The organism is Paenibacillus oryzisoli (assembly GCF_001653565.1).
GTDB lineage: Bacteria > Bacillota > Bacilli > Paenibacillales > NBRC-103111 > Paenibacillus_E > Paenibacillus_E oryzisoli.
Genome location: NZ_LYPB01000082.1, coordinates 1 through 19,270, shown reverse-complemented (window position 1 = coordinate 19,270; position 19,270 = coordinate 1). Strand labels below are relative to the sequence as shown.

Here is a 19,270-nt window from a genome sequence, read left to right as displayed (position 1 = left end):
CCCAACCCAACCCAACCCAACCCAACCCAACCCAACCCAACCCAACCCAACCCAACCCAACCCTTGGTGTTAACACAGGGTCGGCTGGCTAAGCGAATAACTGGATTTTATACAGCTAATTCAAGCGGAATTGCGCCATTTTCCCAAATAACTGGATTTCCTCCCGTTATTTCAGTCCAATTTCACCAAACGGGACATTCCGAGCAAAAATAGATGTAGAAAATCCATTTAAACTCACTAAATCCTTATTTTATCTGGAAATAGATGTAGAAAATCCATTTAATTCAACAAAGCTTTCCTTCTATCACCGTAGCCCTTCTTTCCGCTGCATTTGAGCCCCAGAGTAATGCCTCCAGATGTTCTCTATAATACCTTTGACTCTCCCCAACCCCCAACTTAACTCAACCCAACCACTAATTTAATTCGCTTACGTTCATTTAAGTAATAATTCTTCTTTAATCAATTACTGCCATACAGCTGTCAGTAGCACCTAGCTATACTGTAAACATAAGGACAGGACATGAATCGCAGCAGCGAGTTAGCAGCAATTCTGGCACAAGCAACTACGTGAGCACTAAGTTCCATTGAGCGCAAAAGCGAAGCGAACGCCAACTACAGTGCACTAGCCACATGAACACCAGCCCAGCAAGCGCCATTGCAAAGGAGCAATAACCCACATGAGCAATAAGCCAGAGCTAGACTGCACCCTGTACCGTCACCCCTAGGAGGTTGGATATATGTTTACAACAATAGAAAGCTTCATTCAAGAATACCAAATGGAATCAACCACAACGCAACAGCTGCTGGATACATTAACAGATGAGTCACTCCAACAAACACAAGCTGAAGGTTACCGTCCACTTGGATACATTGCGTGGCATTTGGTTCATGCAGAGCGCGGTATGCTGTACGGAACGGGGTTGAAATTCGAATCCCCAGCTGCTGTGAACTCGCCACCTGCGGAGGCTGCAGTCATTGCGGAAGCGTATCGAACAACAACGCAGAACATACTTAACGCAATCCGTACGCAATGGACGGACGAAGATCTGCAGACTGTGGTTCCGATGTTCGGCATGCAATGGACGATCAGTGCAACACTCTACAGCTTCTTGAAGCATGAGATTCACCATCGTGGTCAGTTGATAATTCTAATGCGTCAAGCGGGACTTCCCGTTATCGGTGCCTATGGACCAGCCAAAGAGCAATGGGCGGCTATCGGTAGGCCAGTTCCAACGCTATAGGCATAAATTTATGAGCCTCCAATTCCGTTTCTGACGGATTAGGGGGCTTTTCTCATAATAAAACCTTCATCTAAAGCCATTCACTCATCCTTGAATGGCTTCAATAGAGGTTATATCATCCTCTTTTGCCAATCGCGGACTTCTCTGCTAGCTTCCTAATCCCCCACCATGCATTGAATTTACTTATCCTTTCATATACACTATTAGCTAACATGCCTACGTTGTGACACGAGTTGCCATTCGTAGCAACAGAAGAAGAGGGGATTATCGAATCATGACGGACAAGCAGCGGGTGCGGATTCGAATCGAGAGTCGAAGCGGGAGCGAGACCACGGTGCAGAAGGCACGCGGTGATCTTTATCGCAAAGGCGATCATACCTATATCCGCTATGAAGAAGAACCGAATGAGCTGGGACGGACCGTGACGATCATTAAGCTCGAAGACAATCAGATCCGTATTATTCGCCAAGGGGATGTACAAGCGGAGCAAACCTTCGTTCCTGGGGAGAAGCGGACAGGCTTTTATCACACACCACAGCTCCGAATGGAACTGGAAATCGAGACGCACAAGCTGACTTCGGAGGCCATCCATGGGATCGGAATTACGAGGTGGAGCTATGATCTATATGCATCAGGTACACATGCGGGAACCTATCGAATCAAGTTGTTAATTCAGGAGGAGTAAGACAAATGGATGTACTTAACGAAGTGAAAGCGAAAGTGAAGCAAGTTATTAAAGAGGCTGTTCTAACGGCGGGGATCGTCTCCGAGGAGCAGTTGCCAGAAATCATTTTGGAAGTGCCGAAAGAGAAAACGCATGGCGATTTCGCTACGAATGTAGCGATGCAACTAACACGTATTGCGAAGCAGAATCCGAGACAAATTGCCGAGCAAATCATCGCTAACTTGAACAAGGATGCAGCGAGTATTGCACAAGCGGAAATTGCAGGCCCAGGCTTTATTAATTTTAAAATGAATCAAGTCTACCTCTACCCAGTTATCGCTGATGTGGCGAAGCTTGGTGAACGCTATGGGGAGTCGAATGTTGGTCAAGGACTTAAGGTGCAAGTCGAGTTCGTTAGTGCGAATCCTACAGGTTCCCTCCACTTGGGACATGCTCGTGGCGCAGCTGTTGGTGATGTTCTTTGTAACGTATTAGATCTAGCGGGCTATGACGTTTCTCGTGAATACTATATCAATGATGCGGGTAATCAAGTCATCAATCTGGCGAAATCCATTGAAGCACGTTATCTACAAGCGCTTGGACAAGAAGCGGAAATGCCAGAGGATGGCTATTTTGGTGAAGATATTAAAGGATTTGCAACAGAACTTGCAGCGGCAGAAGGCGATCGTCTTCTGAGCTTGCCGGATGATGAACGTCGAGCCTATTTCCGTACGTATGGACTTGAGAAAGAGCTAGACAAAATTAAACGCGACTTAGGCCGGTTTGGTGTTCATTTTGACCACTGGTTCTCAGAGACATCCATTTATGAAGACAACCTGATCCCGCCTGTGCTTCAGGAGTTGCGTGATAACGGTCATATTTATGAAGAAGAGGGCGCAACATGGTTGAACACGACACCACTTGGAGATGACAAGAACCGTGTTCTCATTAAGAACGACGGATCCTTCACCTACCTTACGCCCGATATCGCGTATCACCGCAATAAATTCGGACGCGGCTATGACCGCTTGATTAATATTTGGGGTGCTGACCACCACGGTTACATCCCGCGGATGAAAGCGGCTATGACGGCTCTTGGCTTTGAAGCCGACCGCCTTGTCGTGCTAATCGCCCAAATGGTGAGCTTGTTCCAGAATGGCGAAAAGGTCAAAATGTCCAAACGTACCGGCAAAGCCGTTACGATGGAAGACTTGATGGACGAAGTCGGCGTGGATCCGATTCGTTATTTCTTCGCTATGCGGAGTATGGACTCGCATTTGGATTTTGATATGGACTTGGCGGTTTCCCAGTCCAATGAGAACCCTGTGTTCTATGTGCAGTATGCCCATGCACGGATTTGCAGCATCTTCCGCCAGGCGGAAGAGCAGAATATCGCGGTGCTCCCGCTAGAACAGGTGGACCTGTCCCAGCTGACCTCGGAAGCCGAGTTCGACTTGCTGCGCAAGATCGGCGAGCTTCCGGAAGAGATCGCCATTGCGGCTGAGCAGTACACGCCGCACCGCATGATCCGCTATGTCTACGAACTGGCAAGCCAGTTCCATAGCTACTACAGAGGCCACTACGTCATCACAGATGACGCAGCCTTAACGCAAGCGCGCCTCGCCCTGCTCGGCGCGCTCCGTACGACCCTAGCCAACACGCTTCGCGTGGTTGGCGTGTCCGCCCCTGAGCGGATGTAACTCCCGCTCAGCCAGAAGAAGCTCCCCTGACCACTGGTCAAAAGGGGAGCTTCTTCTCTTTTTAAACCAAGCGCAGAAGGTGTTCTTCCTCTGCGCTTAAATCTAATGCTGGCGCCGCACAGCACCAGCTATTCTTGCCCTGCCGCGCGGATTGCGCGGCGGGCGTTCAATTGCCCGGGCTGCCACCGGGCGTTCGGGCGCTTGCTTAGCGGGAACGCGCAGCGGCGCAGCGCGTTCTTGATTTGCTGAGGCGACATGGTGCGCATGGACAGCATCAAGGCAATAACGCCGCTTACATGCGCTGTTGCCATTGACGTGCCGCTGAGCTCGTGATATTTGCCGCCTATCCAAGCTGAATACACGCGTTCGCCAGGTGCATAGATGTCGATTTGTGTCCCTCGATTGCTGAAGGGGGCAATACGACCCGTCCGTGTTGTCGCTCCAACCGAGACCACTTGGGGGAATCGAGCAGGGTAATCAATGGTTTTCTTCCGGCCATCATTACCCGAGGAAGCTACAATGACCTTCCCTCTGTAATACGCATTCATAACAGCTTGCTCCAAGGCGGGATTGTACGTCTTCATACCGAAGCTCATATTAATAATATCGAGGTCATTTTGGACACACCAATCAATTCCGGCGATGATATCGGATACATAGGCGCTTCCATTGTGATCAAAAGCTTTAACAGGATGAATAATCGCTCGCGGTGCTACGCCAATAATACCTGAATTACGGCCTGTTGCCGCGATCGTGCCGGCAATGTGTGTACCATGTCCATTATCATCATGTGGCATCAGCCTGCGATTTAATAAGTTGATGCCATGTGAAATAGAGTTGTGCAAATCTGGATGTTTATAATCGATGCCGGTATCGATAACGCCGATGTGAATGTTTTGTCCAACGGATTTGCTCCAGATCTCTGGAGCGCCGATTTGATCAACCCCCCAAGGAATGGTGCGTGTACGTGAGCTAGATAGAATTGTAGCTCGCTTCGGTACGGTCTTTCTGCTTTTAACTTTATTTATAATGAATTTCGTATCAGCTTCGATACGTGTCGTGCTGGAGAAGCTTCTGAGTTTTGTATCTGGACACAATGTACAGGAGAAGGCGTGAATAATGTCTAGAGGCAGAACCAGGGATAGTCTGGGGAGTTCAGACGTCATGCGAAGGAGCTCTGATTTGCAGGCAAAGTACTCCGACTTTGAGGTGAAATGGATAAGGTGCTTTCTTGCTGATTGTTGAGTAAGACCTAGATCTTCATGAAGCAAATGAAGAAAGGTGGCTGTATCCATCGTGCCATCCCCCCGTTACAGCATATAATCATATCTCCCCTATCCTATGTACAGGTCATCGTACTTGACCGTGTCATCGCCTTTATAGAGGTAGTCAAATAGTCCAATTTTACTCACGAAGTAGTCCAAGATGCTTATTCGACATCGAAGATTGAATACAGTCGGGAATTTCGATCCTTATGTAGCACCCACTCCGTTCCGCTGCTCTTCTTCTCGGTGCTGCAAACGGGACTTTTTAATACGCGCTTATAGAAAAAAATGGGTGCAGGGCCGTGTCAGATGCGTAGGTTCAACATAGGATACATAGAGAGGCGCGGGCAGGAGTGTCTCTTTCTCAGGTAGTGGAAACGACTGCTGTTCATCAGCAAGCGGTTCCTTAGGGTACAGTCGCGGGCGGAGGGGGACCTTCGCCTGTATTTCTTTTTATGAGGTGCTTTTAGGCAAAGATAGACGTTTATTGTGAAATATAGATATTTTCGTTTTCATGTAATAATTTGGCTTTATTTTTTGATAAACGCATCCGTCCAAGAAGGACGGAATAGCCGTTTATTTAAGGGTAGTTGCAATTTTAGAAAAAATAGGTTTTACTTAATGAAGATATTGGTTATGGTAGATAACGTAGTCAAGAAATGATCGAAAAGGATGTGCCTTAGATGAGCAGCGAATACACACTCAAAATCACCACAGAGCAAGCACGCGAAATGCCCATGGTGGATTTGGCGTTCGAATTGCTGAAGTCGGCGAATACGCCGTTTTACTACCGAGAACTTATGGCTGAAATTGCTAAAATAAAAGGGCTTTCTGAAGACAATGTCATGAATGTAATCGCCCAACTATATACGGAAATCAACATCGATGGTCGTTTTGCTTGTGTCGGTACGAACCTATGGGGCTTGAAGCGTTGGTATCCTGTTGAGAAGTCCGACGATGCTGTAGGGAATGCGAAGCGTCCTAGAATTATCAACGACGAAGATGATGATCTGGATGAAGACGTGTACGCGGAAGAAGAAGATACATACGCAGAAGAAGACGAGTACGATGCATTTGGTACCGATGAAACCGAAGAGGAAGAAGAAGCGGAAGAGGATACTGAATTCTTCGAAGATGAAGAAATCGAAGAGGATCTTGGCGAAGCGGGAATCGAAGATAGTGATGATTCGGAAGAGGATGAAGATGATTTGGATTCCGATGAGGATGAAGAAGATTTGGATGACGAAGACGATGATGACGACGATAAATAACTTGTCTTGACAGCAACTATGCGTTCAGAGTAAACTATTGCATGGGCTTTAAAAGATCTTAACAATTCGCGCATGCGTTCAAAAAGTGCCCCGTCACTACGGGTGTCACTTTTTTTTGTTTTTTTGCGCTTTTTTTTTTGTAATTTGTTCATGAAAACACTTATTTAGCAGAAGCTAATGCTATTACACCTTTGTTCTGGCGACACCCAAGAGCTTATGCTGATGAAGCCAGTTTTCTAGCACCTTTTCACACTTATTTCATGTTATAACGAACGAAGCCAGCAACCTGGCGAAATCTAAAGCGGAAGCTTACAACTATAAGGAGGCGTACATAGTGACAAAATACATTTTCGTTACGGGAGGCGTAGTTTCATCCCTTGGCAAAGGAATTACAGCAGCTTCCTTAGGAAGACTGCTCAAGAACAGAGGTTTGAAAGTTACGATCCAGAAGTTTGACCCTTACATTAACGTGGACCCAGGAACCATGAGTCCTTACCAGCATGGGGAAGTTTTCGTAACAGATGACGGTGCAGAAACGGATTTGGATTTAGGTCATTATGAGCGTTTTATCGACATTAACTTGTCCAAAAGCTCGAACGTGACATCAGGTAAAGTGTATTCCTCTGTTATTACCAAAGAGCGCAGAGGTGAGTACCTAGGCGGAACTGTACAAGTTATCCCTCATATTACGAATGAAATCAAAGAACGTGTTATTCGCGCAGGTCGTGAAGCTGGGTCCGATGTTGTTATTACCGAAATCGGTGGTACAGTTGGGGATATCGAGAGCTTGCCATTCCTAGAAGCGATTCGTCAAATGAAAAATGATATCGGCCGCGAGAATGTCATGTACATTCACGTTACGTTGATTCCTTATATTAAAGCAGCTGGAGAAGTCAAAACAAAACCAACGCAACATAGCGTTAAAGAATTACGCGGTCTTGGTATTCAACCCCATGTGATCGTTTGTCGTACCGAGCATTCTTTGACAGAAGATATGAAGCGTAAGCTCGCTTTATTTTGTGATATCGATCCAGCCGCAGTTATTGAATGCAAAGATGCAGAAACTTTGTATGAAGTGCCGATGATGCTTCGTGAGCAAGGTCTTGATGATTATGTTGTGAATCACTTGAAGCTTTCAACGAATCAACCCGATATGACAGAATGGGAAAGCCTTGTTCGCAAGGTGAAGTCGTTGACGAAGAAGACCGAGATTGCGATCGTTGGGAAATACGTTGCTCTTCATGACGCTTATCTGAGTATTGTTGAAGCTCTAGGACACGCAGGTATCGACAATGATTCCGAGATTGATATTCGCTGGGTCAATGCCGAAGATATCTACGATCACAACGTGCATTCACTGCTTTCTGGTGTGCAAGGTATCCTTGTACCAGGTGGATTTGGTGATCGCGGGATCGAAGGGAAAGTAGCAGCTATTCGTTATGCGCGTGAGAAGGAAATTCCATTCTTCGGAATTTGTTTAGGAATGCAGGTTGCTGTTATCGAATACGCACGTTCGGTTTGTGGATTGGATGGCGCGAACAGCTCCGAGATTAATCCTACAACGGCGTATCCTGTTATTGATCTATTGCCAGAGCAGAAGGATATTGAGAATCTAGGCGGTACGATGCGTTTGGGTCTATACCCTTGTAAATTGACGCCAGGTTCGCTTGCTGCGACAACGTATAATGATGAACTCGTTTACGAAAGACACCGTCACCGGTACGAATTTAATAATGAATACCGCGAATTGGTTGAATCTGCTGGTCTTCGCATTTCTGGTACATCACCAGATGGCCGTCTCGTCGAGATGGTTGAGCTGCCAGGTCACCCATGGTTCTTGGCTGTACAATTCCACCCGGAATTTACGTCCCGTCCGAACCGTCCACAGCCACTTTTCCGTGAATTCGTGAAGGCTGCACAATTGATCGCTCGTTAAAATGTTTCCTGTGAGAAGGGGAACTCTCTCCTGATAATCAACTTTTATGTAAAACTTTTCAAAAAAAATGTTCTCCTCGGAAGGAATACGAAAATGAATAGCGAATACCTTGACACATAGGATTGGAACTTGTTATTCGTTTTCGGGAGGGGACTTGTCTGATGAAGAAAAAAGTATTGGTAGTGGACGATCAAAATGGAATTCGCGTACTCCTCATGGAAGTGTTCAGTAACGAAGGGTACGATACCTATCAAGCCTCCAATGGCAAGTTGGCCTTGGAAATCGTGAGAAATGTTTCGCCTGATCTCATACTATTAGACATGAAGATTCCTGGTATGGATGGGCTTGATATTTTGAAACATGTGAAAGAAATTGATGTCTCTATTAAGGTCATCATGATGACAGCATACGGTGAGCTGGATATGATCAAAGAAGCGACGGACTTAGGTGCAATCATGCATTTTACGAAGCCATTTGATATTGACGAGCTGCGTCTTGCTGTTAATATGCAGTTAAATAATGAATCCAGTAGTGGTTTCGCAGTAGGATCCTAGTTATAGGGTCTTTTTTTGTTTATGGAAAAATGAAGGCTTGGTTATCATTTGAAAAGTTATGTGCTATAATAACTCAGGTATGAACAGAGAGCGGTATGCGCATCTACTAAAGAGGTTCTAGGAGGAAGAGAAACATGGCATTGGTTTCAATGAATGAATTTTTACCTAAGGCAAAAGCAGGGAAATACGCGGTTGGTCAATTTAATATGAACAATCTTGAGTTCGCTCAAGCGATTGTGGAAGCAGCAATCGAATTGAAATCCCCGTTCATTTATGGTGTTAGCGAAGGCGCACTGAAATATATGGGCATCGAATTTACTGTAGCTATTGCAGAAGCAGCAGCTAAGAAATCCGGTCTTCCGATCGCGTTGCACTTAGACCACGGTAGTTCGTTTGAAGTAGCAATGAAATGTATCCGTGCAGGATTCAGCTCCGTTATGTTCGATGGTTCCCACTATTCTTTCGAAGAAAACATTCGTTTGACGAAAGAAGTTGTTAAAGCTGCTCGTTCTATGGGCGTATCCGTTGAGGGTGAGCTTGGAACAATCGGTGGCGTTGAGGATGACATTTCCGTTGATGAAGAGCACGCTAACCTTGCAAAACCAGAAGAGGCAATTCGCTTCTACGAAGAAACAGGCGTTGATTGTTTGGCAATCGCAGTAGGTACTGCACATGGTATGTACGCAGGCGAGCCGAACATTCACTTTGATATCATTGAAGCAGTTTCCAAAGCGATCCCAGTTCCAGTTGTCTTGCATGGTGGATCAGGCGTTCCAGACGAAATGATTCGTAAATCAATTGCAGCAGGCGTTGGCAAAATCAACGTGAATACAGAGAACCAAGTGGCATGCACAGAAAGCATCCGCGCAGCTCTGAACAAAGATGCTAAAATTTATGATCCTCGTAAATACTTAACCCCAGCTCGTAGTGCTATGATCGAAGTAGTAAAATCCAAAATTCAATTGTTCGGAAGCAGCAACCAAGCTTAATTCCAAATTGTATAGACAGGATAGGAAATGCAGTAATGCACAGATGGATGGTCGACAATCGTTGCCATCTGTCTGTGTCATTGCGGGCGTTTCCTTCTTCTATTTGTTGTAAGTTACCTCGCACTTATCTAAATATTACAAAATATATGTTTCACATAATCAATTGGCTATATTTCTCCATAAACGCTCCTGTCCTTGAAGGACGGCGTAGCCGTTTATTTTGTTTACTTCCTTATTTTGTGGATTTCCGTCGAGTTTTTGTGAGATATAGTAGAATTTGTTGATTTAACGGTTGTGAGAAGGCACCTGGTTTAGGGGGAGAAGTATGTTGGAGAAATTAATGGTGGTTGGCGGACGCCCACTACGGGGAACAGTTCAGATTAGTGGAGCAAAGAACAGTGCGATAGCACTTATTCCGGCCGCAGTACTTGCAGAAACACCAGTAACGTTGGATAACCTTCCACATTTAAGCGATGTGGCTATATATACAGAAATTTTGACTGACTTAGGAGCAACAATCGATTGGAACGAGGATCGGATGACGATTGATCCGAGCCATATGAAGCCTATGGCTATGCCCAATGGCAAAGTGAAGAAGCTGCGTGCTTCGTATTATTTGATGGGGGCACTTCTAGGTAGATTCGGCGAGGCAACGATTGGTCTTCCGGGGGGATGTAATTTCGAACCGCGTCCGATTGATCTTCATATCAAAGGATTTGAAGCACTAGGCGCTGTGGTAAGTAATGAAAATGGAGCCCTTCATATTCGGGCGAAGGAACTGCGTGGCGCTAAGATTTATTTGGATATGGCGAGTGTAGGTGCTACGATTAATATTATGTTGGCTGCTTCACGTGCTAAGGGATTAACGACAATTGAAAATGCGGCGAAAGAGCCTGAAATTATAGATGTGGCAACACTTTTAAATTCGATGGGTGCGAAGATTAAGGGCGCTGGTACCGATACGATTCGTATAGAAGGGGTTTCTGAACTTCACGGCTGCCGTCATTCCATTATCCCTGACCGTATTCAAGCAGGAACGTACATGATTGCTGCAGCGGCGACGCGCGGCGATGTTACAGTTGATAATGTGATTCCGAAGCATCTGGAAGCATTGACAGCAAAGTTGCAAGAAATGGGCGTTCATGTCTACGAAATGGATGAATCCATTCGCATTGTTGGTCAGCCTATTTATGAAAGCGTAGACGTGAAAGCATTAATTTACCCAGGGTTTGCGACCGATCTGCAGTCTCCTATGGCTAGTCTATTGTGCCAAGCCAAAGGTGTTAGTATTTTAACTGATCATGTGTATAGCAATCGCTTTAAGCATATCCCAGAGCTTGTGCGCATGGGTGCCAAAATGAAAGTTGAAGGCCGTTCTGCCATCATCGAAGGCTCGCAGTTGAGTTCGGCCAAAGTAAGAGCAACAGATCTTCGCGCAGGAGCTTCGTTAGTAATTGCAGGTTTGAGCGTGATGACAGGCGGGATTACCGAAGTGTCCGGCGTAGAATTCATTGATCGCGGATACGAGAATTTAGTATTTAATCTATCTTCCCTAGGAGCCGAAGTTTGGCGTGAGACCGAGGAATAAAGTGCCATACAACAGGCAATGCTAGAATCCAATTGAAAATTTAATAGTTTGGTGGTTGAAACATGAGCATGCAGCTTGCTGAGCTTGAAGTACTCAAGCTTACTGAATTATATAAACTAGCGAAGAAACATCAGATCCCTTATTACGGTACGCTGAAGAAAAGAGAACTCATTTTTGCCATTTTACGTGCACAAGCAGCAGAGAGTGGATTCTTGTTCATGCAAGGTGTTCTGGAAATTTTGCAAGAGGGATTCGGATTCTTACGTCCAATCAACTATTTGCCAAGTTCAGAGGATATCTATATTTCAGCTTCTCAGATTCGCAAGTTTGATTTGCGTTCAGGGGATATCGTATCAGGGAAATGCCGCCCGCCGAAGGAAAATGAACGTTATTTCGGTTTGCTTCAAGTTGAAGCAGTCAACGGAGAGAAGCCAGAGACGGCTGCGGAGCGCTTGCACTTTCCAGCGTTGACCCCTCTCTACCCAGATACACGCATTACGCTAGAGACAGAACCCAACAAGATTTCCATGCGAATCATGGACTTGCTGGCGCCAGTAGGTCTTGGACAGCGTGGCCTTGTCGTTGCACCTCCTAAAGCAGGTAAAACATTGCTGCTCAAAGAGATTGCGAATAGCATTTCTACGAATTATCCAGAAATTGAACTTTTTGTCTTGTTGATTGACGAGCGACCTGAGGAAGTTACCGATATGCAGCGTTCTGTCAAAGGTGAAGTCGTGGCTTCAACTTTCGATGAGCTTCCAGAGAATCATATTAAAGTTGCGGAACTTGTCTTAGAACGGGCTATGCGTCTTGTTGAACATAAGAAAGATGTCGTTATCCTTCTCGATAGTATTACCCGTTTAGCAAGAGCGTACAACCTCGTCGTACCGCCTTCTGGCCGGACATTGTCCGGTGGTGTTGACCCCGCTGCTTTCCATCGTCCGAAGCGTTTTTTCGGAGCTGCTCGTAACATTGAAGAAGGTGGTAGCTTAACCATTCTTGCTACAGCACTTGTCGAAACAGGTTCGCGTATGGATGACGTCATTTATGAAGAATTTAAAGGGACAGGTAACCTGGAACTTCATCTTGATCGCAAAATGGCGGAGCGTCGTATCTTCCCTGCTATCGACATTCGTCGTTCAGGAACTCGTCGTGAGGAAGCATTGCTGAGTAAAGATGAGCTAGAGAAAGTATGGGCGCTTCGCAAAGGTATGAATGATTCGCACGAATATACAGAAGCTTTCATCAAGAAGCTTGCTGATACGAAGACGAATCAAGAGTTTTTGGACTCGCTGGCATCCCCATCAACAACGGGATCGCCATCCCCGCAGCACAAAGGTAAAGTGAAGAACTCAGCATCATAAACATTAGTTAAACGACACCTAGTAGCAAAGTTGAAGTTGTCGTTTACTTTAACGTACAAAGAGGAGTACCGTTATGAACTTGGTCTATTCAGATTCACAAGGAAATGTATTTGATCATCCTGATTATTTCGCCCTTGGTCGAAATGCAGAGATGATCACCGAAATATTAGATGAAGAACTGATCCCACTTCCTGAGGGTTCGACACTCGTTAGTCTGCCCTTCACGCGTCCTGTAGGCATAGATGCCGCAACGGGTGAAATGAAGCTGGTAGAAGGTGACTATCACGCGGTAGGAGCGTTGCTTCCGCAAGGCTTCACAAGGCTGCTTCTTCCGGGGTACGTGAAATCCGATAAGACGAAGGCTTTGCCTTTGTTTGGATATACGGCTGTCGTGTGGAAAGAAGATGGCTTCTACGTGGCCGCGCGGCTGACTGATAACCCGTACTTCTGGAACCCGATTCATTGTGATCCGGATGAGCTCGAGGTAGAAGTGAAGCGGCTAGTCGCCAAGTACCCGGAGAATCGCTTGTATGCGCATTTGTCTAACTGTGCACTGGGCTACGAGTGCTTAACGGCTTCGAACACGTTCCTGCAACGTTGGGAAGGGGCTGTCCCTGTTTCCTATTCCTGCAACGCAGGATGCTTCGGATGTATCTCGGAGCAGCCGGACGAGAGTGGTTTTGTCGCTCCGCAAACGCGGATGAACTTCAAGCCGAAGGTCGAAGAAATTACGGAGATCATGTTGGAACATCTCCGTACACCGGAGAGCATTATCTCCTTCGGTCAAGGTTGTGAAGGGGAACCTAGTACACAAGCTGTCATCATTATTGATGCCATCAAGCGAGTGCGCGAGCAAACCAAGATGGGCTACATCAATATTAATACGAATGCGGGCCTTACGGACCATATTCGCGGTATTGTGGATGCCGGGCTTGATCTCATGCGTGTAAGTACGATCAGTGCTCTGGATGATCACTACAACGCTTATTACAAACCAAGAGCTTATACGCTCAAGAATGTAGAGAAATCCCTTCGTTACGCTACGGATAAAGGGGTTATCACATCGATTAACTATCTCGTATTCCCTGGTGTTACCGATCGGGAAGAAGAGATCGAGGCGATGATCGAATTTGTACGCAGAACGGGATTGAAATTGATACAATTGCGCAACCTGAATATTGACCCTGAGAGCTATCTAAGCATTATCCCTAAGGCTCAGGGAGAGTTGCTAGGGATGAAGCAAATGATCGAGATATTTGAGCAAGAATTGCCGGATGTCGTGATTGGTTCTTACTCCCACACGCCGAAGTTTTACACGAGTGATCGTGCGCTTACAACGGTGTTATAGATCATTTTTGTGGAAGTATTACCCGTTCGATTTTCCATTGCATCTAGTCTTCCGAGTATGCTACAATGCAGTAGTACGTCCATTAACTCTGTTTCAGCAAATGATTCAGGGCGGAAAGAGGTGAACCAAATGAAAGCAGGAATTCATCCTACTTATCATGCAACCACAGTGACTTGCGCTTGTGGTAATGTGTTCGAAACGGGTTCAATCAAGCCAAATCTTCGTGTTGAGATTTGCTCCAATTGCCATCCTTTCTACACTGGTAAACAAAAGTTTATCGATGTAGGCGGCCGTGTCGACAAGTTCAAAAAGAAATACGGAATCTAATTGGCATCATTTGCTTGATTGCCAATCAGCATAAGACAACCTCCCTTGGTCATCCTAAGCTTAGGCTTAGAGTCCAATGGGAGGTGTTTTTATGTTCAAGGGTTTAGTTAAGCTTACAGGAGCTGCTATCCTTATAGCCAGTTTAGTTGGTTGTGGAATGTGGACGGGGAACAACAAGAAAACGAACGATGACTCTACGTATAAAGTTCAGAATAAAGTTCAGAATAAAGTTCAGAATTACAAGCAAGACGGTATGCTGGGTATCACCAGTGTCAACCCGAATGATCCGATGAATCCGACCTACCATCATTATGAGGATGATGCCAATCTCATGAAGGCAGTGCTTGCTCAACTGCCGGGCATAGAGAAAACCAATATCGCCATCAACGGGCCTTCAGCCAACGTAAGAATTAAACCACAGGGAGCTTTGACAGCGGCTCAAGTTGAAGAACTGCGCTCGCAAGCTCAAATGGCTTTAGAGACGAATATGCCGCGGTATAAGATACAAGTAAGAATGGTGCAGTGAGTAGAGTGACTTAGCTAAGCTGAAAAGATCCCATAGTCAGCAAGACTTTAGCTTACGTTAAGGGTCCCTATATCAGAGAGACTTTAGCTTACGCCAAAGATCCCTATATATGGTACTTTTCGCCTTAGGTTGCTATTTGGCAGTGAATCAGCTATACTATTTTTACTGTGCTAGACGGGGAGGTAGCGGTGCCCTGTAACTCGCAATCCGCTGTAGCGAGGTTGAATTCCTGTTAGCGGTACTGTGATGTGAGGTCTGGCTTTTACACGTGGTGTTGAGAGTTGGGTCCTTCGCAATGGATGCTCATGAACCCGGTCAGGTCTGGAAGGAAGCAGCCGTAAGTGAGATGTTTCATGTGCCGAGGGGTTGCCTGATTTGAGCTAACGATAAGAGTACGCTTGTATCACTTTATCAATAACAGGTGCACGGTGTAATCATACCGTATATGTTAGAACACATAACCGAAACGCCAGCAATTAGGGCGTTTTTTCTTTTATATGGATAAGGAAAAATATGGATCTATAGAGAATATTTACGGGATAATTAAATAGGCTGATGCTGTTCAGAGATGATGTTCGAATATATGCAAAAATGGTATTGAAGCGAATGACTGACGGTGGGGAATTGGCTATATCGGAGCGTGTAGATACCACAGAAACGAAATATGTGCGTGGATATTCATGACATACGTACGAAATCCGATTTGTGTAGCTTCCATAGGATTTGGAATGACAGTTACTATCACGATTCCGTATCTGTGATCCTCTATTTCATCCCTTGGAGCGATATAGTATAATGGATATAGTCAATCCACGCAGGGATTATTGGAGAGGAACACTATGGCACACATTGCTTTGTATCGTACATGGAGGTCGCAGACGTTTCGTGATGTCGTTGGACAGCGGCATATTACACAAACGCTGCAGAATTCTTTGCGGGAAAATCGGCTAACCCATGCGTATTTGTTTAACGGTCCACGTGGAACGGGTAAAACAAGTACTGCCAAAATTTTAGCCAAAGCCATCAATTGTTTAAATGGACCCTCGGAAGAACCATGCAACCAATGTTCTGCCTGTGAACGTATCACAGAAGGTGCAGTCATGGACGTTGTAGAAATTGATGCAGCATCTAACCGTGGTGTGGAAGAGATTCGTGATATCCGAGATAAAGTCAAATACGCCCCGACCGAAGTTAGACAGAAAGTGTACATTATCGATGAAGTTCACATGCTGACAACGGAAGCGTTTAATGCCTTGCTGAAGACCCTCGAAGAGCCGCCGGCGCATGTTATGTTCATTTTAGCAACAACAGAGCCTCATAAGATTCCCGCAACGATTATTTCTCGGTGTCAGCGCTTTGATTTCCGTCGCGTTTCCATGGAGGATGAGGTAGGGCGTCTACAGTATGTTTGTGATCAAGAGCGCATTTCGATTGATAAAGAAGCTCTTCACTATATAGCAAGATTATCTGACGGCGGGATGCGGGACGCGCTAAGTCTCTTGGATCAGGCTGCCTCGTTTGCAACAGGAGAAATACAGCTAGCTGATATTTTGTCGATTACAGGCGGTATTGCTTCCGATCAATTTAAGAGACTGGTCACATATATCAAGGAACAGAATTTGGGGGCTGCCCTAGAGTTAATTGATACCTTCATGCAAGAGGGGAAAAGCGCAGACAAGTGTATCGAGAACTTAATTCATTATTTCCGTGATTTGCTGATGGTGCGAATGGTACCGAATTCACCTGTGATTGCTGAACGCGTATTTGATATGGCAGAGCTTAAGGAAATCGCAAGTCATTTTACACCGAGTGAGATGATGAGTATGATTGAAACGCTGAACCATTATCAGAGTGAGATGAAATATTCGGTACAGCCGCAAACCTTATTGGAAATCGCTATTCTCAAAATAAGCGGAGGCCATCGAGGGGCAGAGGCTAGCATGGTGGAAGCAGGAGCGCGCCAGCCACAAGGTGATCTTTTGACTCAAATGACCCAAAGGATGAAACAACTTGAAGATCAGCTAGCTGTGCTGGTAAAATCGGGAGTAAGTGCCGCTTCGGGTGAGAGCGCTAGGCAAGCTCCTGCGGCCAAAGCTCCTGTTGCTTCGGCCCCATCGAAGAAGTCCGGTCTTAAGCTCGACCCTTATTTGAAAGCTTCTGAGGGACCAGAGACGAAGACGGCGCTGATGAAGTGGAGCCAAGTGTTGGGCGATGTCAAAGAGAAGAAAATAACCGTTCATGCTTGGTTTGTCAATGGTGATCTGGTGGCTATGCTAGATGATGTTGTACTGGTCGCATTCAAGAATGAGATGCATCGTAATACAACGGAGAAACCAGAGAACAAAGTCATTATTGAAGGAGTGCTTTCTTCTGTATTTGGCAAACCCATGCGCCTGCTGACCGTTATGCGTAAGGAATGGGATGATGCGAAGAATGATTCGACGCACGCCCCAGTGGAAGAAATGGAATTAGTAGCTGAGGATGGACGCGGTAACGCGGTCAAAGAAGAATGGATATCTGAAGCCATCCAGTTGTTTGGTGAAGATCTAGTAACGATTAAAGAAGACTAACGATAAGGGAGCGAACGATAATGAATAACATGAACCAAATGATGAAGCAAGTGAAGAAAATGCAAGAGCAAATGATGAAGGCACAAGAAGAACTAGGCACGAAAATGATTGAAGGAACAGCTGGCGGCGGTGTGGTAACATGTATCATCAACGGACACAAGAAAGTACAAAGCATCACAATTAAACCAGAAGCAGTTGACCCTGATGATGTTGAAATGCTGCAAGACCTTGTATTGACTGCAGTTAACGACGCAATGTCCAAAGCTGAAGAGATCGCTAACAAAGATATGGGCAAATTCACAGGCGGTATGAATATCCCTGGATTGTTCTAAGGCAACTAAGAATCAACGACTCTGTATCATGAAGGAGTACTTCCTTTGTATTACCCCGAACCGATAGCGAAGTTAATCGACGCCTTCTCCCGATTGCCGGGGGTAGGCCCCAAGACAGCGGGGCGCTTAGCCTTTCACGTCCTTCGAATGAAAGAAGAAGATGTGATTGATTTTGCTAAATCGCTTGTTAATGTCAAACGGAATCTGCACTATTGCTCCGTGTGTTGCAACATCACTGATGTGGATCCTTGTCGTATTTGTCAGGATAAAAGTCGTGATAATTCCGTCATCTGCGTTGTGCAGGAACCGAAGGACTTGGTGGCGCTGGAGCGAACCAAAGAATTTGAGGGTTATTATCATGTGCTGCATGGTGCTATCTCCCCTATGGAAGGGATTGGACCAGATCAAATTCATATCGCGGAATTACTCAAGCGTTTGGGCGACGAAACGGTACAGGAATTGATCCTTGCCACCAATCCGAACATTGAGGGCGAAGCCACAGCGATGTACTTATCGAGGTTGATCAAACCCTTTGGGTTGCGCGTTACCCGTATTGCCCATGGCTTACCGGTAGGCGGCGATTTGGAGTATGCGGATGAAGTGACTTTATCCAAAGCCATGGAAGGCCGCAGGGAATTATAAGCATACATCTTAAGGAGAGCTGAGAAGCTCTCTTTTTTTCTGCCCAAAAAGTGTAGGAATTGTTCTGAAAGTGCCTTCTTCCCCATATGTATAGATCAACCCAATTGTGGGAGGGATGGAGGTTTGTCTATGAAACCAGCTCTATTAGGCATGCGTGGATTTAAGAGTCCGCGAGCGAAGACGATTAAGGAAGAACTGAAACAGGACAAGATTATGTTGATTCAGGAGATACATGCTGCACATCAGACTTGGGTGGCGGCACAAGCTCACTTTGAATTTGCGGTGGACAAGGATCAGATCGACTATACCATTTATGCAATGGAAGCGGCAGAGAAGAGATTTGAAATGCTCATTAAACAAGCGAAGCGATTAGGAGTAAGTCTGATTGACAGCGATCATTTAATGGAGGTGTAGTGAATGATTTTTAAATATGCCATTTGGGGAGTGTTAATACTCTCCTCGCTTATGTTAGTGATGATTGTATTTCGAAGCCGAGGCGGTGGTAGACTAGTAGCATCACTGGGATTAAATATAGTAGTCGCAGCTTTTCTGTTATACATACTGAATTTACTGAGCGGATATACACATATAGAACTACCCATTAATACAGCTACATTAGGGACGGCTACTATATTAGGGATCCCTGGTGTTTTACTGCTAATTGGTGTGAAATGGGCTCTGTTGTAATTGTAAAAATAATACATTGGTTATTTGGTTGACGCGGCTGTATCATCTGTGTTATCTTATAAAAGTTGCCGCTGAGACATGCGGAAATATAAAAGTAACTTAAGAAAAACAAGTTGCAAAAGAAAAGTAACTATGGTATATTGAACTTCCGGCTTTCGAGAGAGAGCAGGTTGGACAAGAGTCATTTGATCTTTGAAAACTGAACAACGAGTGAGTAAGCACAGTCGAGTAATCGACTATAAAAGAGATTGCAAAATCTCGCTAGC

At 45.5% G+C, this 19,270-nt stretch carries 18 protein-coding genes and 1 other RNA gene; 18 read left to right on the top strand and 1 reads right to left on the bottom strand.

Annotation, left to right across the window (positions count from 1 at the left end; genetic code table 11):
* Window positions 1-737: 737 nt before the first annotated feature.
* From A8708_RS24825 to argS, 3 genes are all read left to right on the top strand, one after another.
* The gene (locus A8708_RS24825) at window positions 738-1,241 is read left to right on the top strand and encodes a DinB family protein (RefSeq protein WP_068668005.1); all 504 of its coding nucleotides are present in this window, start codon (window positions 738-740) and stop codon (window positions 1,239-1,241) included.
* A gap of 274 nt (window positions 1,242-1,515) precedes the next feature.
* Window positions 1,516-1,926, top strand: coding sequence for a YwiB family protein (locus A8708_RS24820; RefSeq protein WP_068668004.1), 411 nt, complete (start codon window positions 1,516-1,518; stop codon window positions 1,924-1,926).
* A gap of 5 nt (window positions 1,927-1,931) precedes the next feature.
* Entirely contained in the window at window positions 1,932-3,605 is a 1,674-nt protein-coding gene (gene argS, locus A8708_RS24815; RefSeq protein ID WP_068668003.1) for an arginine--tRNA ligase, read from the top strand.
* A 128-nt stretch (window positions 3,606-3,733) separates the two neighbouring features.
* On the opposite strand, the gene A8708_RS24810 is transcribed toward argS, so the two are convergent.
* Window positions 3,734-4,900 carry a S8 family peptidase gene (locus A8708_RS24810; protein ID WP_068668002.1) on the bottom strand — a complete coding sequence of 389 codons (1,167 nt, stop codon included), beginning with the start codon at window positions 4,898-4,900 and terminating at the stop codon, window positions 3,734-3,736.
* A gap of 653 nt (window positions 4,901-5,553) precedes the next feature.
* On the opposite strand from A8708_RS24810, the gene rpoE reads away from it, so the two are divergent.
* From rpoE to A8708_RS37135, 15 genes are all read left to right on the top strand, one after another.
* Window positions 5,554-6,141 carry a DNA-directed RNA polymerase subunit delta gene (gene rpoE / locus A8708_RS24805; RefSeq protein ID WP_068668001.1) on the top strand — a complete coding sequence of 196 codons (588 nt, stop codon included), beginning with the start codon at window positions 5,554-5,556 and terminating at the stop codon, window positions 6,139-6,141.
* 334 nt (window positions 6,142-6,475) lie between these two features.
* Window positions 6,476-8,077 carry a CTP synthase gene (locus tag A8708_RS24800; protein WP_056621971.1) on the top strand — a complete coding sequence of 534 codons (1,602 nt, stop codon included), beginning with the start codon at window positions 6,476-6,478 and terminating at the stop codon, window positions 8,075-8,077.
* A gap of 161 nt (window positions 8,078-8,238) precedes the next feature.
* Complete coding sequence (locus A8708_RS24795) at window positions 8,239-8,631, top strand: response regulator (RefSeq protein ID WP_056621969.1); 393 nt, start codon at window positions 8,239-8,241, stop codon at window positions 8,629-8,631.
* A gap of 134 nt (window positions 8,632-8,765) precedes the next feature.
* Window positions 8,766-9,620, top strand: coding sequence for a class II fructose-1,6-bisphosphate aldolase (fba, locus tag A8708_RS24790; protein WP_068668000.1), 855 nt, complete (start codon window positions 8,766-8,768; stop codon window positions 9,618-9,620).
* Window positions 9,621-9,948: 328 nt separating this feature from the next.
* Window positions 9,949-11,208 carry a UDP-N-acetylglucosamine 1-carboxyvinyltransferase gene (locus A8708_RS24785; RefSeq protein ID WP_068668093.1) on the top strand — a complete coding sequence of 420 codons (1,260 nt, stop codon included), beginning with the start codon at window positions 9,949-9,951 and terminating at the stop codon, window positions 11,206-11,208.
* Window positions 11,209-11,270: 62 nt separating this feature from the next.
* A complete protein-coding gene (gene rho / locus A8708_RS24780) occupies window positions 11,271-12,572 on the top strand; it encodes a transcription termination factor Rho (RefSeq protein ID WP_068667999.1) in 1,302 nt (433 codons plus the stop codon).
* Between the two features lie 73 nt (window positions 12,573-12,645).
* Window positions 12,646-13,920, top strand: a complete 1,275-nt coding sequence (locus A8708_RS24775; RefSeq protein ID WP_068667998.1) for a radical SAM protein — start codon at window positions 12,646-12,648, stop codon at window positions 13,918-13,920.
* Window positions 13,921-14,049: 129 nt separating this feature from the next.
* Window positions 14,050-14,247: a 50S ribosomal protein L31 gene (gene rpmE, locus A8708_RS24770; RefSeq protein WP_056621960.1), complete on the top strand. Its 198-nt coding sequence runs from the start codon at window positions 14,050-14,052 to the stop codon at window positions 14,245-14,247.
* A 91-nt stretch (window positions 14,248-14,338) separates the two neighbouring features.
* Entirely contained in the window at window positions 14,339-14,773 is a 435-nt protein-coding gene (locus tag A8708_RS24765; protein ID WP_068667997.1) for a hypothetical protein, read from the top strand.
* 165 nt (window positions 14,774-14,938) lie between these two features.
* An RNA gene (gene ffs, locus A8708_RS24760) (signal recognition particle sRNA large type) lies at window positions 14,939-15,202 on the top strand.
* Between the two features lie 410 nt (window positions 15,203-15,612).
* On the top strand, window positions 15,613-17,343 hold the full coding sequence (gene dnaX, locus A8708_RS24755; RefSeq protein ID WP_068667996.1) for a DNA polymerase III subunit gamma/tau: 1,731 nt from the start codon (window positions 15,613-15,615) through the stop codon (window positions 17,341-17,343).
* Between the two features lie 20 nt (window positions 17,344-17,363).
* On the top strand, window positions 17,364-17,675 hold the full coding sequence (locus A8708_RS24750; RefSeq protein WP_028555044.1) for a YbaB/EbfC family nucleoid-associated protein: 312 nt from the start codon (window positions 17,364-17,366) through the stop codon (window positions 17,673-17,675).
* A gap of 45 nt (window positions 17,676-17,720) precedes the next feature.
* Window positions 17,721-18,317 carry a recombination mediator RecR gene (recR, locus tag A8708_RS24745; RefSeq protein WP_056621953.1) on the top strand — a complete coding sequence of 199 codons (597 nt, stop codon included), beginning with the start codon at window positions 17,721-17,723 and terminating at the stop codon, window positions 18,315-18,317.
* A 129-nt stretch (window positions 18,318-18,446) separates the two neighbouring features.
* Window positions 18,447-18,731 carry a DUF2508 family protein gene (locus A8708_RS24740; protein ID WP_068667995.1) on the top strand — a complete coding sequence of 95 codons (285 nt, stop codon included), beginning with the start codon at window positions 18,447-18,449 and terminating at the stop codon, window positions 18,729-18,731.
* Window positions 18,732-18,734: 3 nt separating this feature from the next.
* A complete protein-coding gene (locus tag A8708_RS37135) occupies window positions 18,735-19,004 on the top strand; it encodes a pro-sigmaK processing inhibitor BofA family protein (protein ID WP_068667994.1) in 270 nt (89 codons plus the stop codon).
* Window positions 19,005-19,270: the final 266 nt, after the last annotated feature.